The organism is Streptomyces sp. NPDC030222, assembly GCF_055573115.1.
Genome location: NZ_JBVICA010000018.1, coordinates 149,063 through 164,071 on the forward strand (window position 1 = coordinate 149,063; position 15,009 = coordinate 164,071).

Here is a 15,009-nt window from a genome sequence, read left to right on the forward strand (position 1 = left end):
GGGGGGGGGGGGGGGGGGTGGGGGCTGGGGGGACCAGGGGTCGTGGCCCCGGAGAAACAAAAAACAACTGGGTCCGGGAGGGGGGGAGAACCCCCCCCCCCCCCCCCGGCGCGCGTGAGGAGTCCCCGTACGGCGGCGTAGCCGCTCTCGCCGAGCGCGGCCGTGAACTCGTTGACGTACAGCCCGATGTGCTGCCGGGCCACCCGGGGGTCCATCTCCTGGGCGTGCTCCATGACGTATCCGCGGGAGGCCTCCGGATCGTCCCAGGCCATCAGCACCGACGTGTGGGCCGCGTCCGCGAGCCGCCGGAGCATCCCGTCGCCCAGCGAGCGCTTGGCGATGATCGCGCCCAGCGGGATCGGCAGTCCGGTGGTCTGCTCCCAGTGCTCGCCCATGTCGGCCAGGCAGTGCAGCCCGTAGTCCTGGTACGTGAAGCGGGCCTCGTGGATCACGAGACCGGCGTCGACCTTGCCGTCCCGGACCGCGGGCATGATCTCGTGGAACGGCATGACCACCACGTCGCCGACCGGGCCGCGCAGCACGTCCGCTTCCCACAGCCGGAACAGCAGGTACGCGGTGGACCGTTCGCTCGGCACGGCCACCGTGCGGCCGGTGAGGTCCGCGCCGGGCTCCCGGGTCAGCACCAGCGGGCCGCAGCCGCGGCCCAGCGCGCCGCCGCAGGGCAGCAGCGTGTACTCGTCCAGCACGTAGGGCAGGACCGCGTACGACACCTTGAGGACGTCGAACTCGCCGCGTTCGGCCATGCCGTTGGTCACGTCGATGTCCGCGAACGTGACGTCCAGCGCGGGCGCGCCCGGCACCAGGCCGTGCGACCAGGCGTGGAAGACGAACGTGTCGTTGGGGCACGGCGAGTAGGCGATCCGGAGCCGACCGGTCACGGAGTCTCCTCGAGGACGGGGGTGATCAGCTGGAAGGCGTACCGCAGCGAGTCCATGGCCTGCCCGATCCGCCAGGCGCCACGGTCGCGCGGACCGACCGGGTTCGACACCGCCCGCAGCTCCAGCACGGGGACGCCGTGCGCGGCGGCGGCCTCCGCCACGCCGAAGCCCTCCATGGCCTCGGCTGCGGCCCGCGGATGACGGGCGGCGAGTTCGGCGGCGCGTGCGGCGGTGCCGGTCACGGTGGAGACGGTGAGCACGGGCCCGTACACGGCCCGGGTCGCCCGGTCCGCGTCGAGGACCGCGAAGAGGCGCGCGGCGAGCGGGGAAGGGGCGTAGCAGGAGCGTCCGAAGCCCAGCCCGTCCACCGGGAGGAACCCGTCGGGCGAGTCGGCACCCAGGTCGGCGGCGACCAGGGCGTCGGCGACGACGACCGCGCCGACCGGGGCGTGCGGGGCGAAACCGCCGCCGATGCCGGTCGACACCACCAGGTCGTACGGGGTGCCCGCGAGCGCGGCCGCGGTCAGCGCGGTGGCCGTTCCGGCGGCTGCGGCGGCGGGGCCGACCCCGGCGGGCAACACGTCGACGAAGCCGGCGTGCGTGTCGTCGAAGGAGGCGCCGGGGCCCTGGCCGTGGGCGTGAGGCGGTCGGCCCGGGCCGTACGCGGGGCGTGGTCCGCCCGGGACCGGCACCCCGTACCGGGCGGACGCCGGGTGGCGGACCGGCGCGTAGCCGCCCGGCAGGGCGACCGCACCGGACCGCGTGTGCCCGGCGAGTCCCGCGCCGACCGCGTCGGCTTCCGCCGCCACGGCCGTCACGACGAGTACGCGCACCTCACGCCCCCAGGTCGGGAACGCCGGCCCGGACCCCCGGACCGGCTCCGGGTCAGTCCTTCTGCAGCTTGAAGTGCCAGATGCCGAGCAGCTTCTTGCCGTCGGTCTCGACGATGCTGACCTTCGCCTCGTCGGTGGGCTGGCCCATACCGCCGCCGGAGAAGAACGCGCTGCCCGGGATCGACCGGTACGTCTTGTGGTAGGGCTCCTGCTCGGCGGGCTGGCCGCCGATGAAAACGGTCCAGCCGTGCTCGGCGACCTCGGGCTCGACGCCCAGGCGCACCTTGTCGTCGGCGCTCACCTTGATGGCCTCGGGCGCGGACTTGTTCAGGCAGGACTGGATCTGCGAGGTCTTGATCTCCTTGCCGTCGTTGTAGCAGGAGGCCTCGGCGGTGACCGACGTCGAGCCGACCGTCACGGTCGCGACGGGCGTCGGCTTGTCGCAGGCGGAAAGGACGAGAAGTCCGGCGGACACGACGCCAAGAGCGACGCCGGCTCGGTGGGCCTTCCCGGAGAAGAACGCTACGGTCATGGTGCGAAGGCTATCGGTCGGTTCAGGTCACGCCACGCGAGGGGTGGGACGCAGGGGTTTCGTGTTACGCCACGCGGGGCCGCGGGTGGTCTCCCCGTCGGGCCGCGGCCAGCAGACCGCGGACGCTGAGCAGCACGCCGAGCGCGAGCAGGGCCGCCGCGACGGACATGCCGACGGCGCCGTTCAGCGGCAGCGAGATGCCGATGGCGCCGCCCGCCACCCAGGACATCTGCAGCGCCGTCTCCGAACGGGCGAACGCCGAGGTGCGGACGACCTCCGGCACATCGCGCTGGATCAGCGCGTCCAGGGACAGCTTCGCGAGGGCCTGCGACACACCCGCGACCGCCGCCAGCAGCGTCACCACCACGGAGCCGAAGAACGCCGCAGCGACCGCCGTCGCCGCCAGCGTCGTCGTGAGCACCGTGGCGATGATCACTTCCGGGGCGCGGGCCCTGAGCCACGCCCCGATCGCCGTACCGCACGCGTTGCCCACGCCGGCCGCGACGCCGACGATGCCCAGGGACACCACCGGCGACTGGCCGGCGAGGGGATGTTCCCGGAGCAGGAACGCCAGGAAGAAGATCAGCAGTCCGGACAGGGCGCGCAGCGTCGCGTTCGCCTGGAGTCCGTGCAGCACCGAAGGGCCCACCGTCCGCAGGCTCGGCCTGCGTTCACCGTGCGTCAGCAGGTGGGCCGGACGCTCGCCCTTCGCAGAGTCCACCTTGTGCGGCAGTGTGAACGCCAGGAACGTCCCGGCCACGAACAGCGTGAACGCCCCGTACAGCGGCCACTGCGGCCCGATCGTCTGGAGCCCCGCACCGACCGGGGCCGCCAGGCCCGTCGCCAGCAGACCCGCCAGCGTCACCCGGGAGTTGGCCTTCACCAGAGAGATCCTGGGCGGCAGCAGCCGGGGCACCACCGCGCTGCGCACCACGCCGTACGCCTTCGACGCGACCATGACGCCGAGGGCCTCCGGATAGAGCGGGAGGCCCCCGGTGACGACCGCCTGTGTGAGCGCCAGCGCCAGCACCGCCCGGGCCAGCATCGCGCCCGCCATCGCCGCGCGGCGGCCGTGCGGGATGCGGTCCAGCAGCGGTCCGATCACGGGCGCCAGGAGTGCGAACGGCGCGAGCGTCACGGCCAGATACAGCGCGACCCGGCCCCGGGCCTCGTCCGTCGGCACCGAGAAGAACACGGTGGACGCCAGTGCCACCGTGATCATCACGTCGCCGGCGCCGTTCACGGCGTGCAGCTCGATCAGTTTCCCCAGACCCGACTCGCCCGCCCCCTGGGCGTGCGTGGCCCGTCTGATCGTCCGCGCCGTGCCGGTGAACGGCAGGTGCAGGGCACGCCCGACGGACCTGCCCGCCCTTCTCAGGGCACCGGCTCCGTCCGACGACCTCGCGGCTGCCATTCCGCCATAGTGCCCCAACGCCCGCCCGCCCCGGGGCACCCGGCGCACCGCACCACGCCCTCGTGGGGCGCCGTCCGGGAAGCCAATCGACGTGCGATTCGGACGGCAGGTGGGCGGCACGCGGCGCAGGGGGTAGCGTGACCGCTGCGCCGACCCCGGAACCCTCGGCCGCACGCCGCTCCGCCATCCCGCAGAATGGAAGGTGAGCAGGTGTGCCCGAGACAGCTTCGGGCGCGGACGTCGACGCGGTCCCCCGGTCCGCTCCGCCCGCGACCCGTACCCGGTCCGGCCGGCGCACCCCGTGAGACGGCGTAGGAGAGAAGCGAGACCTGTGAGTGCGACGACGCGAAGCCGTACCCCCGACCGCCTGTGCGCCGAGGCCGTCGACCTCGCCCGAGCGGCCGCCGAAGAGGCCGCCGCTCCGGGCGTCGTGGGTGAACACGTGGGAGCCGTCGCCGAAGGGGACCGGGTCGTCACGCACCTCTTCGAGTGCCGGGAGCCGGGCTACCGGGGCTGGCGCTGGGCGGTGACGGTGGCGCGGGCCTCCCGTGCGAAGACCGTCACGCTGGACGAAACCGTCCTGCTCCCCGGATCCGACGCGCTGCTCGCGCCCGAGTGGGTCCCGTGGAGCGAGCGGCTCCGGCCCGGCGACCTCGGACCGGGCGACCTGCTGCCGACCGAGGCGGAGGACCTGCGCCTGGAGCCCGGGTACAGCGGCGAGGACGAACCGCCCGCGAACTCCTCCGTCTCGGGGGAGATGGCCGACCGTGTCGACGCGGAGGACGCCGAGATGGTGTCCAGGACCCCGTCCAGGGGTTCCCTCTCCGCCGTGGCCGAGGAGCTCGGCATGCGCAGGGCGCGGGTGCTCTCCCGGTACGGTCTGCACACCGCGGCGGACCGCTGGGAGGGGTCCTTCGGCGCCAAGACCCCCATGGCACAGGCCGCACCGGCCACCTGCGTCTCCTGCGCGTTCCTGGTCCCCGTGGCAGGCTCGCTGCGGCAGGCGTTCGGTATCTGCGCCAACGAGTTCTCCCCGGCGGACGGCCGTGTCGTCTCCCTCGCGTACGGCTGCGGGGCGCACTCCGAGGCCGCGGTCATGCCGAAGACCCCCCGCCCCGCCCCGCCCGTCCTCGACTCCATGGCCGCGGACGTCCTCACCCTCCGTCCCCCGACGGACGGCGGCTCCGTCCCGGACACGGCGGACGAGACGACCGAGGAGCTCGGGCACTCGTAGGCCTGGGGGCGGCGCTCCGGGGCCCCGTGCTCTCGTGGGGTGGGTTCACTGCCCGGTCCTCGTCGCGGGCGGCTAGCGCGTCCTCGCGGGCGTGGCCTGCCGAGGGGCGGGCCTCGCCCCGGGCGCGGCCTGTCGGTGTGCACGTCCTGCCCCCGGGGGAGCCGGTGGGGTCATCAGCCGGGCGGCCGAGTGGACGTGCCCGGCCAACGGATGTGGCCTCCTGAGGTGCGTGCCCTGAGCGGACGCGGCCTCCTGCCGGAGACGCCTCCTGTCGGACACGCCGGCCGCCGGACGCGCCGCCTGCCGGCCGTGCGAAGGCTGCCACGAGCGGCGACCCTCGAAGGGGGGCCGGGACCGGCGGGCGTTCCGTGGCGGGTCCGGGCCCGGCAACCTTTCGAGGTGAGCACGTGGACCGGTCACGCCCGGGTACCCGTCGCGCGGTACCTTCACCCCATACGGGACGTCACCACGGGCGGGAAGAAGGAGGCGGCGTGAGTGTGAAGGCGACGGCGGTCGAGGGAGCGGACCCCTTCGGCACCGCACGGCTGCGGCGCGGGGTCCTCGACGCATGGGGCGCCGCTCCGGCGCGGTTCCGTGAGGACGCCAACGCCGAGGAGGACCTCGCGCTCGGCGGCTACCGCGACCGGCTGGTCGTCGAGCTGGCCCAGAACGCCTCCGACGCCGCGGCCCGCGCCGGGACACCGGGCAGGCTCCGGCTGACGCTGCACCCGGCGGGCCCGGACGGCCCCGCCGTCCTCGCCGTGGCGAACACCGGCGCCCCCCTCGACGCGGCCGGAGTCGAATCGCTGAGCACGCTCCGCGCGTCCGCGAAGCGGGAGAGCCAGGACGTGAGCGTGGGCCGGTTCGGCGTGGGCTTCGCGGCCGTGCTCGCCGTGACGGACGAGCCGGCCGTCGTGGGCCGGCACGGCGGCGTCCGCTGGTCGCTCGCCGAGGCCCGCGAACTGGCCCGCCGGACCGCCGAGGCGAGCCCCGGGCTCGGCACCGAACTGCGCCGCAGGGACGGCCACGTGCCCCTGCTGAGGCTTCCGCTGCCCGCGGAGGGCACCGCGCCCCAGGGTTACGACACGGTCGTGATCCTGCCGATGCGGGACGCGGCCGCCCAGGACCTGACGGAACGTCTGCTGAACGGCGTCGACGACGCGTTGCTGCTGACCCTGCCCGGCCTCGAAGAGGTCGTGGTGGAGACGCCCGAGGGGACGCGCACCCTGAGCCGCTCCCAGCAGGGCGCCTACGTGCACATCGACGACACCCGTGAGGGGACGACCCGCTGGCGGACCGTCAGCCACAGCGGCCCGATCGCACCGGCGCTGCTCGCCGACCGTCCCGTCGAGGAGCGGCTGCGCCCGCAGTGGACGATCACCTGGGCAGTCCCCGTGGACGGCGACGGCGCGCCGCAGTACCCCCGTACCGCGCCGGTCGTGCACGCGCCGACCCCCACGGACGAACCGCTGGGCATCCCCGCGCTGCTGATCGCCTCGTTGCCGCTCGACACCACGCGCCGCCATCCCGCGCCGGGCCCGCTGACCGACTTCCTGGTGGAACGCGCCGCCGAGGCGTACGCCGAACTGCTCGCCGAGTGGCAGCCGGTGTCGACCGGCACGATCGACCTGGTGCCGGGGCCGCTCGGCAAGGGAGCGCTGGACAGCGCGCTGCGGGCCGCCGTGCTCGAGCGGCTGCCGCGCGTGGCGTTCCTCGCCCCGGCCGCACCGTCCGAGGACGTGCTCGCCCTGCGCCCGTTCGAGGCGGAGGTCGTCGAGGGCGCGGGCGCCGAGACGGTGAAGGTCCTCGCGGACGTGCTGCCGACACTGCTCCCGGCCGGGCTGGAACGCCGCACCGAACTGCGGGCGCTGGGCGTGGCCCGGCTCCAGCTGGGCGAGGCGATCGACCGCCTCGCCGGGGTGGATCGGTCCCCGGAGTGGTGGTGGCGGCTCTACGACTCGCTGGCCGGGGTCGACCCGGACCGGCTGACGGGCCTGCCGGTGCCGCTGGCCGAGGAACCGGCCCGGGCCGGCGGCCCCGGCGGCGGGGTCCGTACGGCGATCGGGCCGCGGCATGTGCTGCTGCCGGGTCCGGACACCCCGGACAACCTGTCCCGGCTGGGTCTGAAGGTGGCGCACCCGGACGCGGCCCATCCGATCCTGGAGAAGCTGGGCGCGCTGCCGGCGACCCCGCGGGCGGTGCTGACGACCCCGCAGGTGCGGGCGGCGGTGGCGGCCTCCCTGGACGACGGCGACCTCTGGCCCGAGGACGGGCTGGACGCCGAGGAACTGGCCGACGTGGTGCTGGCCTTGGTCCGGGACGCGGGTCTGGAGCCCGGGGACGAACCGTGGCTGGGCGCGCTCGCGCTGCCCGACGAGGACGGCGAGCCGGCGCCGGCCGCCGAGCTGGTGCTGCCCGGCAGCCCCTTCGCACAGGTGATGCGGGAGGGCGAGCTGGCGCTGTGCGACGCCGAGCTGGCGGAGCGGTGGGGCGAGCAGCCGCTCACCGCCTGCGGGGTGCTGGCCGACTTCGCGCTCGTCCGGGCGACCGACGTGGTGCTGGACCCGGACGAGCTGGAGCCCCGCGACGGCGACTACCCGGAGCCGGACGACGCGGGACTGCTGGACGCGGTCGACGTGTGGTGCGAGGACGTCCTGGACCGGCTGCCGGACGCTCCGGTGCCGCCGGTGGCGACGGAGATCGTCGCCGTCCGCGATCTCGACCTGGTCGACGACGACGCATGGCCCCAGGCGCTGGCGCTGCTGGCCAGGCCGCCGCTGCGGGACGCACTGACGCAGCCGGTGCGGGTGCTGATGCCGGACGGCACCACGGAGACCGTGCGCCCGTACACCGCCTGGTGGCTGCGCGGCCATCCGGTGCTGGGCGGCCGCCGCCCGGCGGGTCTGCGCGCGGCGGGTGGCGACCCGCTGCTGATCGGCCTGTACGAGTCGGCGGACGCGACCGGCTTCGAGGACGAGCAGGTGCTGCGGGCGCTCGGCGTCCGCACGACGGTCACGGCACTGCTCGACGAGCCGGGCGGCGCGGCGGAGCTGCTGTCCCGTCTGGCGGACGAGGACCGCCCGGTGAGCGCGGCCCAGCTGCACTCCCTCTACACCCTGCTCGCCGACCTGGAACCGGAGCAGGTGACCCTTCCCGACGATCTGCGGGCCGTCGTGGACGGCGATGTCCGCGTGGTCGACGCGGCCGACGCGCTGGTCGCGGACGCCCCCGACCTGCTGCCGTTGGCCGGCAACCTGCCGCTGCTGCCGGTGTCCCCGACCCGTGCCGCCGACCTGGCGGAGCTGTTCCAGGTCCGCCGGCTGAGCGAGGCCGTGGACGCCGAGGTCACCTCGCTGGGCACCGAGTACGAGGTCCCGGACTCCGTCCTGGCCCTGCTCGGCCCGGCCACCCCGCGCACGTACATCGAGCACGAGGAACTGCGCGCGGGCGGCATCGAGCTCGACTGGCGCCGCACCCCCGACGGCGTCGTGCACGCCTCCACGGTCGAGGGCGTCGCCGCGGGCCTCGCCTGGGCCGCGGGCCAGTGGCCCCGCCGCTTCGAGGTCGCGGCCCTCCTGGAGGACCCGTCCCGCACGGCGGAACTGGCACGCGACCGCTGGTTCGACTGACCGCCGGCGGAGGCGGCTCGACGCGGGCGGGGTCGGCTTCACGTCGCTGGGGTCGGCCCCGCGTCGGTGGGATCGGCTCGACGTCCGCGGGGTCGGCCCCGCGTCGGTGGGATCGGCTCGACGCCGACGGGTCCGCCTCCCCGGCGGGTGTGGTCGGCTGTCGGTGCGTCCGGCGGCCCGGGACCACCCCGTCCGGCACGCTCACGCCGGGAAGCGGCGGTCCACCCAGCGCCAGCTGACCTCCAGGGCCGCCGCGCCGCAGGCGGCGAGCGCGACGGCGGCCCAGGGCATCGTGGTGCCGACGAGTTGCAGGGCGAAGAAGTCCTGGAGCCAGGGCACGACCAGGACGATCAGGAACGCGGCGCCCATGGCCGCGACGAGGGCGATGCGCCACCAGGTGTAGGGGCGGGCGATGATCGCCAGGACCCACAGGGAGACCAGGAACAGGGTGAGGGTGGCGGCGCTGGTCTCGGCGGCGAGGGCGTCCGGGCCGGTGTAGTGGGCCCGGGCCAGCAGGTAGGCGGCGAACGTCGTGACGGCGGCGATGATGCCGCCGGGGATGGCGTAGCGCATGACGCGGCGTACGAAGTGCGGCTGGGCGCGTTCCTTGTTGGGGGCGAGGGCGAGGAAGAACGCGGGGATGCCGATGGTGAGCGCCGACAGCAGGGTGAGGTGCCGGGGCAGGAACGGGTACTCGACCTGGGAGGAGACGACGAGGATGGCGAGCAGCACCGAGTAGACCGTCTTGACGAGGAAGAGCGTCGCGACGCGGGTGATGTTGCCGATGACCCGGCGTCCTTCGGCGACGACGGACGGCAGGGTCGCGAAGCTGTTGTCGAGCAGCACGATCTGGGCGACGGCGCGGGTGGCCTCGGACCCGGAGCCCATGGAGACGCCGATGTCGGCGTCCTTGAGGGCGAGGACGTCGTTGACACCGTCGCCGGTCATGGCGACGGTGTGGCCGCGGCACTGGAGCGCGCCGACCATGTCGCGCTTCTGCCGTGGGGTGACCCGGCCGAAGACGGCGGCGTCGGCCAGGGCGTCGGCCAGGGCGGCCTGTTCGGCGGGCAGCCGGCGGGCGTCGACGGTGCGGTCGGCGCCGGGCAGTCCGAGGTGGGTGGCGACGGCGCCGACGGAGACGGCGTTGTCACCGGAGATGACCTTCGCGTGGACGTTCTGGTCGGCGAAGTAGCGCAGGGTGTCGGAGGCGTCGGGCCGCAGACGCTGTTCGAGGACGACGAGGGCGGTGGGCCGGCTGTCCGCGGCGACGTCCGGGGTGTCGAGTTCGCCGTCGGTGGCGGCGAGCAGGAGCACCCGCAGGCCCTGCTCGTTGAGCCGGTCGATCTCGCGGAGGAGCTGGGCGTCCGGGGACAGCAGCACATCGGGGGCGCCGAGCAGCCAGGTCGAGGTCTCGCCGTTGCCCTCGCTGAAATGGGCGCCGCTGTACTTGCGGGCCGAGGAGAACGGGAGCGCTTCGGTGCAGCGCCAGTCGTCGCCGTCGGGGTAGGCGTCGATGATCGCCTGGAGGCTGGCGTTGGGGCGGGGGTCGGACTCGCCGAGGGCGCCGAGCACCCTGCGGACATAGGCCTCGTCGGCGCCGTGGAGGGTGCGCAGCTCCCGGACGTCCATGCCGCCCTCGGTGAGGGTGCCCGTCTTGTCGAGGCAGACGACGTCGACGCGGGCGAGCCCTTCGATGGCGGGGAGTTCCTGGACGAGGCATTGTTTGCGGCCGAGCCGGATGACACCGATCGCGAAGGCGACGGAGGTCAGCAGGACGAGCCCTTCGGGGATCATCGGGACGATCCCGCCGACGGTCCGGGCCAGGGAGTCCTTGAAGTTGCTCTCCTTGACGACGAGCTGGCTGATGACGAGCCCGATCGCGGTGGGGACCATCATCCAGGTGACGTACTTGAGGATGGTGCTGATGCCGGATCGCAGCTCGGAGTGGACGAGGGTGAAGCGGGAGGCCTCCTCAGCGAGCTGCGCGGCGTAGGCCTCGCGGCCGACCTTGGTGGCGGTGAACGCGCCGCTGCCGGCGACGACGAAGCTGCCGGACATCACCCGGTCGCCGGGTTTCTTCAGTACGGGGTCGGCTTCGCCGGTGAGGAGTGACTCGTCGACCTCCAGGCCGTCGGCCTCGGTGACCTCGCCGTCCACGACGATCTTGTCGCCGGGGCCGAGTTCCAGCAGGTCCCCGAGGACGATCTCGGAGGTGGAGACGGCGACGGCCACACCGTCGCGCCGCACGGTCGGCCGTGCCTCGCCGATGACGGCCAGCCCGTCGAGGGTTTTCTTGGCGCGGAGTTCCTGGACGATGCCGATGCCGGTGTTGGCGACGATGACGAAGCCGAACAGGCTGTCCTGGATCGGCGCGACGAACAGCATGATCACCCAGAGGACGCCGATGATGGCGTTGAAGCGGGTGAAGACGTTGCCGCGGACGATGTCGGCGATGGAGCGGGAGGAGCGTACGGGGATGTCGTTGACCTCGCCGCGCGCGGTGCGTTCGGCGACTTCGGCGACGGTCAGTCCGTTCTGCCGGGCGGGTGACGGTGGCGGCTCGACGGGGTGCACGGGGTCGAGTTCCGGCCCGGCGCTGACATCCGTATGGCTGCTCGGCCGCTGCGTCATGCTCTCGACGTTACGTGCGGACGCAGGGCTTCACCTGTCGAGCGGCCCGGCCGTCAGCCCCCTGTGAGGTGGCCCGGTCGTCGGACTTTGCGGTGGCTCAGACCCCTGTGCGGTGCGAGCCGTCCTCGGTACGAGAGGCGTCGTCGGCCGCTGCGGCCCGCTTGATGGCGGCGTCGCGCTTGCGGACGTACCAGATGCCGATCAGTCCGAGACCGCCGCCGGCCAGGCAGGTCCACAGCCACCACAGGTGCCCGTGATCGTCGAACCAGCCGTAGAAGGGGAGCTGGACGAGGAAGAGGACGAACCACAGGATCGTGCCGCCGGTGATCGTCCCGACGACCGGCCCCTCAAGGGGCTCGGGCGCCTCGTGCCTGGGGGTCCATTTCGCCATGCGGACAGTCTAGGCGGCGGCCCCCGGAGCCCCGGCGGGAGGACCGGACGACCTCCGCGTCCGGGGGCGAGCCCGGGGAGGCGTTCGGGGAGGCGTCCGGGACGGGGCCGGGGAGGCGTCAGGGACCGGCCCGGAGAAGTGCGGGTGGCGCGGTGTCTACGCGCGGAGATGGTGATCTTTCCTTCGTGTCTTCATACTCAAACGGTTTGCCGATGAACCGTTTAGTTCGTGCAAACGTCCATACCCGATCGTTCGCACGAGGTTCCGTATGTCTTCCACGGCCACCGCCCCCACGGACGTCACGCCGTCGCAGCCACCCGCGCCGCAGCTGGGCGCCCTGGACCGGTTCTTCCGGATCTCGGAGCGGGGGTCGACCGTCGCCCGCGAGGTCCGGGGCGGGTTCGCCACTTTCTTCGCGATGGCGTACATCGTCGTACTGAACCCGATCATCCTCGGCAGTGCCAAGGACATGTACGGTCACCAGCTCGACGCCGGACAGCTGGTCACCGCGACCGTGCTGACGGCCGCCTTCTCCACGCTGCTGATGGGCGTCATCGGCAATGTGCCGATCGCCCTGGCGGCCGGACTCGGGGTGAACACCGTCGTCGCCCTCCAGCTCGCCCCGCGCATGAGCTGGGCCGACGCCATGGGCATGGTGGTCCTCGCCGGCTTCGTGGTGATGCTGCTGGTCGCCACCGGACTGCGCGAACGCGTCATGAACGCCGTACCGCTCGGCCTGCGCAAGGGCATCGCCATCGGCATCGGCCTGTTCATCATGCTGATCGGCCTCGTCGACTCGGGCTTCGTCTCCCGTATCCCGGACGCCGCCCACACCACCGTGCCGCTCCAGCTCGGCGTGAACGGCCACCTCGGCGGCTGGCCCGTCCTGGTGTTCGTGCTCGGCACGCTGCTCACCCTCGCGCTGATCATCCGCAAGGTGCCCGGTGCCATCCTCGTCTCGATCGTCGTCATGACGGTCGTCGCGGTCGTGGTCCAGCTGGTCGCGAAGCTGCCCGGCCAGGCCTGGGGCCTCACCGTCCCGGAGTGGCCGGGCAACCCGCTCGCCACGCCCGACTTCGGGCTGGTCGGCCAGGTCAGCCTGTTCGGCGGCTTCGAGAAGGTCGGCCTGCTCACCGGCGCCCTCTTCGTCTTCACGGTGCTGCTGTCCTGCTTCTTCGACGCGATGGGCACCGTCCTCGGCGTCGGGGACGAGGCGAAGCTGATGGACGAGCAGGGCAACCTCCCCGGCATCAACAAGGTGCTGATCGTCGACGGCATCGCGGTCGCCGCGGGCGGCGCCACCTCGTCGTCCGCCAACACCTGCTTCGTGGAGTCCACGGCGGGCGTCGGCGAGGGGGCGCGGACCGGTCTGGCCAGTGTGGTCACCGGCCTGCTGTTCTCGGTGGCGCTGTTCCTCACCCCGCTGGCGACCATGGTGCCCGCACAGGCCGCCACCCCCGCCCTGCTGGCCGTGGGCTTCCTGATCCTCGCCGGCTCGGTGAAGGACATCGACTGGAGCGACTTCACGATCGCCGTGCCGGCGTTCCTGGCGATGGTGATGATGCCCTTCACCTACTCGATCACGCACGGCATCGGCATCGGCTTCATCGCCTTCAGCGTGCTGCGGCTGGCGGCCGGGCGCGGGCGCGAGGTGCCGGTGGCGATGTACGTGGTGTCGGCGGTGTTCCTCTTCTCCTACGCGATGCCGTCGCTGGGCCTGACCTGAGCCGTCGCCGGACCTGACCTGACCGGCCCTCCCTGACTCGGCGAGACCGAGACCGGAGCCGGTCCGGGGCGACTGCCGCTCACTGACGCCGCCCGCTGCGGGCGGCGTCAGGTGACCCCGTAGAACTTCTCCGTCTCCTCGACGGCCGCTGTGAAGCGCTCGTCGAAGTCGTCGCGAATGAGCGTCCGGACCACATAGTCCTGGACGCTCATTCCGCGTTTCGCGGCATGCCCCCGGATCCGGTCGAGCAGCTCTCCGTCCATCCGCAGGCTGAGCACTGTCGATCCCATGCCGGCCAGGGTTGCCCCATAGAACCCCGCCTGTCGTCACTTTTCCGACGTCGCTTGTCGATGGGTTTGGGAGGCGCGGCACCAGGGTTCTTGCCAGGGCAGCATCGACATGGTCCTGGCAGCAGGTCAGCGGGCCTCGGCTGACTCGCCAGGCACCGCGGCGGGACGCAGCACGGTCAGAGAATCTTCCTGGCGAGCGACCATCGCGAAAGAGAACCTGTCCACCTCCAGGCACAGGTCGACATCGTCGGGATGAACACCCTGGTATCCGCGCTGCACTCCGCCGGCAAGGTCGGCGGCTGCCCGAGAACTCCTCGCACGGTGGAGATACGGGGCCGCCTCGGCATTGCCTCCGGCCAGATGCTGGTCGATGTATTCAGCGCAGGCCAGGTCCTCAGCGGCCTGGCCATCGTCGCCGGTGACCACGAACGTCACCGGCCCGGAACCATCGGTCTTCAGGAACCGCGCTGTCGCGCCGGCCACTACGAAACTCGCGCACAAGACCAGCGGCGCGCTCGCGACGGCCAGTGCGCCGACGGTTCCGGCCGTCGTCTTCTGCACCACCGTTCGACCGGCCAGATCAAGCGACCTGATCAAACCGGGTGAGTTCACCGTGTCGAAGCCCGCCGCCGGGGCACCGTCCTTCAGAGCCATCCAACCCGAACGACTCTCCTTCAGGGCCAGTGCCTCACCATCGGACGAGGCCAGGACGATCTTCTCGGCACCGCGCGAGAACGCCCAGGCAGCCACAGTGAAGGCCCGCATCACGTCGACGACGACCGCAACGCGCGGGACGTCAGTCAGCTCCGGAATACCGACGAAACGGTGATCCATCTCGCCATTCTCGCCGAGGCCCGCATCGCTCACTCCATCGGGCCATCCAGCGACCGTCACCGGTTCCTGGACTGATGACGCTCTTTGGAAATCGGCCACCCCCTGCTCAGGGGTGACCCCACACCCGCTCGCAATTTCCCAGTCTGGAGTGAGCTGACCTCCGTGGGGCAGGGGGCCGGTTTGTTCCTTGGCCGGTGATCAGATCGTGGTTGCCGCCGTCATTTCGCCGCGCCTGGTCCGCAGCCAGATCAAGGACGCTGCGTACGAGTTCGAGCGGGCTTCCCGGGCTCCCGGCGACCGTGCCCTGGAGGGACAGGCACGGACGCTGTACCGGGAGTCGGCGCAGGTGCTTTCGCAGTCGGTGGCCGCGGTCGGCCGTAACGATGTGGCCGCCGCTCTCGGCTTCCTGTTGGCGCTGGTCCAGGCGGTGGAGGCGTCCCGTCGCTGGCACGAGGCGCAGGAACACCGGGCCCAGGCGGCGGCCTCCGGGCGCGCCGGTCGGCTGCTGCGAGAGGCGGTGGAGGTCACCGCCGGCGCGAGCGCGGCGCGCGAGTACCGTCCCCGGCCCAAGCGCACCGCCGAGCGACCGGGCGCCG

General features: G+C 72.9%; 11 protein-coding genes and 1 pseudogene. 4 read left to right on the plus strand and 8 right to left on the minus strand.

Translation table 11 applies throughout. The annotated features are described in order from the left end of the window. The 4 genes from ACZ4Z5_RS24605 to ACZ4Z5_RS24620 all read right to left on the minus strand — a co-directional run. On the minus strand, positions 1–899 hold an 899-nt coding region (locus ACZ4Z5_RS24605; RefSeq protein WP_468266216.1), incomplete at its 3' end, for a 1,4-dihydroxy-6-naphthoate synthase. Beyond that, positions 896–1,732: a futalosine hydrolase gene (locus ACZ4Z5_RS24610; protein WP_468266217.1), complete on the minus strand. Its 837-nt coding sequence runs from the start codon at positions 1,730–1,732 to the stop codon at positions 896–898. The genes ACZ4Z5_RS24605 and ACZ4Z5_RS24610, both read right to left, overlap by 4 nt. A gap of 52 nt (positions 1,733–1,784) precedes the next feature. Further along, positions 1,785–2,264, minus strand: a complete 480-nt coding sequence (locus ACZ4Z5_RS24615; RefSeq protein ID WP_468266219.1) for a DUF2771 domain-containing protein — start codon at positions 2,262–2,264, stop codon at positions 1,785–1,787. Between the two features lie 64 nt (positions 2,265–2,328). Continuing rightward, positions 2,329–3,678: an MFS transporter gene (locus ACZ4Z5_RS24620; RefSeq protein ID WP_468266221.1), complete on the minus strand. Its 1,350-nt coding sequence runs from the start codon at positions 3,676–3,678 to the stop codon at positions 2,329–2,331. A 331-nt stretch (positions 3,679–4,009) separates the two neighbouring features. Here ACZ4Z5_RS24620 and ACZ4Z5_RS24625 point away from each other — a divergent pair, with 331 nt between their 5' ends. Both ACZ4Z5_RS24625 and ACZ4Z5_RS24630 read left to right on the plus strand, forming a co-directional pair. After that, complete coding sequence (locus ACZ4Z5_RS24625) at positions 4,010–4,912, plus strand: DUF3027 domain-containing protein (protein ID WP_468266223.1); 903 nt, start codon at positions 4,010–4,012, stop codon at positions 4,910–4,912. A gap of 491 nt (positions 4,913–5,403) precedes the next feature. Beyond that, positions 5,404–8,541 carry a sacsin N-terminal ATP-binding-like domain-containing protein gene (locus ACZ4Z5_RS24630; protein WP_468266225.1) on the plus strand — a complete coding sequence of 1,046 codons (3,138 nt, stop codon included), beginning with the start codon at positions 5,404–5,406 and terminating at the stop codon, positions 8,539–8,541. A 201-nt stretch (positions 8,542–8,742) separates the two neighbouring features. Here the strand turns inward: ACZ4Z5_RS24630 and ACZ4Z5_RS24635 are convergent, their stop codons facing one another. Continuing rightward, complete coding sequence (locus tag ACZ4Z5_RS24635; protein ID WP_468266227.1) at positions 8,743–11,172, minus strand: HAD-IC family P-type ATPase; 2,430 nt, start codon at positions 11,170–11,172, stop codon at positions 8,743–8,745. 97 nt (positions 11,173–11,269) lie between these two features. Then, positions 11,270–11,563, minus strand: a complete 294-nt coding sequence (locus ACZ4Z5_RS24640; RefSeq protein ID WP_468266229.1) for a DUF2530 domain-containing protein — start codon at positions 11,561–11,563, stop codon at positions 11,270–11,272. Between the two features lie 268 nt (positions 11,564–11,831). On the opposite strand from ACZ4Z5_RS24640, the gene ACZ4Z5_RS24645 reads away from it, so the two are divergent. Then, on the plus strand, positions 11,832–13,289 hold the full coding sequence (locus tag ACZ4Z5_RS24645) for an NCS2 family permease (protein ID WP_468266231.1): 1,458 nt from the start codon (positions 11,832–11,834) through the stop codon (positions 13,287–13,289). A 107-nt stretch (positions 13,290–13,396) separates the two neighbouring features. Here the strand turns inward: ACZ4Z5_RS24645 and ACZ4Z5_RS24650 are convergent, their stop codons facing one another. Together ACZ4Z5_RS24650 and ACZ4Z5_RS24655 are read right to left on the minus strand one after the other, a co-directional pair. Next, entirely contained in the window at positions 13,397–13,579 is a 183-nt protein-coding gene (locus tag ACZ4Z5_RS24650) for a ribbon-helix-helix protein, CopG family (protein ID WP_468266233.1), read from the minus strand. 126 nt (positions 13,580–13,705) lie between these two features. Next, on the minus strand, positions 13,706–14,413 hold the full coding sequence (locus ACZ4Z5_RS24655; RefSeq protein WP_468266260.1) for a 2-phosphosulfolactate phosphatase: 708 nt from the start codon (positions 14,411–14,413) through the stop codon (positions 13,706–13,708). Between the two features lie 187 nt (positions 14,414–14,600). Here ACZ4Z5_RS24655 and ACZ4Z5_RS24660 point away from each other — a divergent pair. Then, positions 14,601–15,009, plus strand: a pseudogene (locus ACZ4Z5_RS24660) (hypothetical protein); the annotation flags it as partial.

What these genes read in the sequence shown, in the direction of transcription:
- ACZ4Z5_RS24615 (WP_468266219.1), bottom strand. Translation starts at nt 2,264, where the DNA reads ATGACCGTAGCGTTCTTCTCCGGGAAGGCCCACCGAGCCGGCGTCGCT.
- ACZ4Z5_RS24620 (WP_468266221.1), bottom strand. Translation starts at nt 3,678, where the DNA reads ATGGCAGCCGCGAGGTCGTCGGACGGAGCCGGTGCCCTGAGAAGGGCG.
- ACZ4Z5_RS24635 (WP_468266227.1), bottom strand. Translation starts at nt 11,172, where the DNA reads ATGACGCAGCGGCCGAGCAGCCATACGGATGTCAGCGCCGGGCCGGAA.
- ACZ4Z5_RS24640 (WP_468266229.1), bottom strand. Translation starts at nt 11,563, where the DNA reads ATGGCGAAATGGACCCCCAGGCACGAGGCGCCCGAGCCCCTTGAGGGG.
- ACZ4Z5_RS24645 (WP_468266231.1), top strand. Translation starts at nt 11,832, where the DNA reads ATGTCTTCCACGGCCACCGCCCCCACGGACGTCACGCCGTCGCAGCCA.
- ACZ4Z5_RS24650 (WP_468266233.1), bottom strand. Translation starts at nt 13,579, where the DNA reads ATGGGATCGACAGTGCTCAGCCTGCGGATGGACGGAGAGCTGCTCGAC.
- ACZ4Z5_RS24655 (WP_468266260.1), bottom strand. Translation starts at nt 14,413, where the DNA reads ATGGATCACCGTTTCGTCGGTATTCCGGAGCTGACTGACGTCCCGCGC.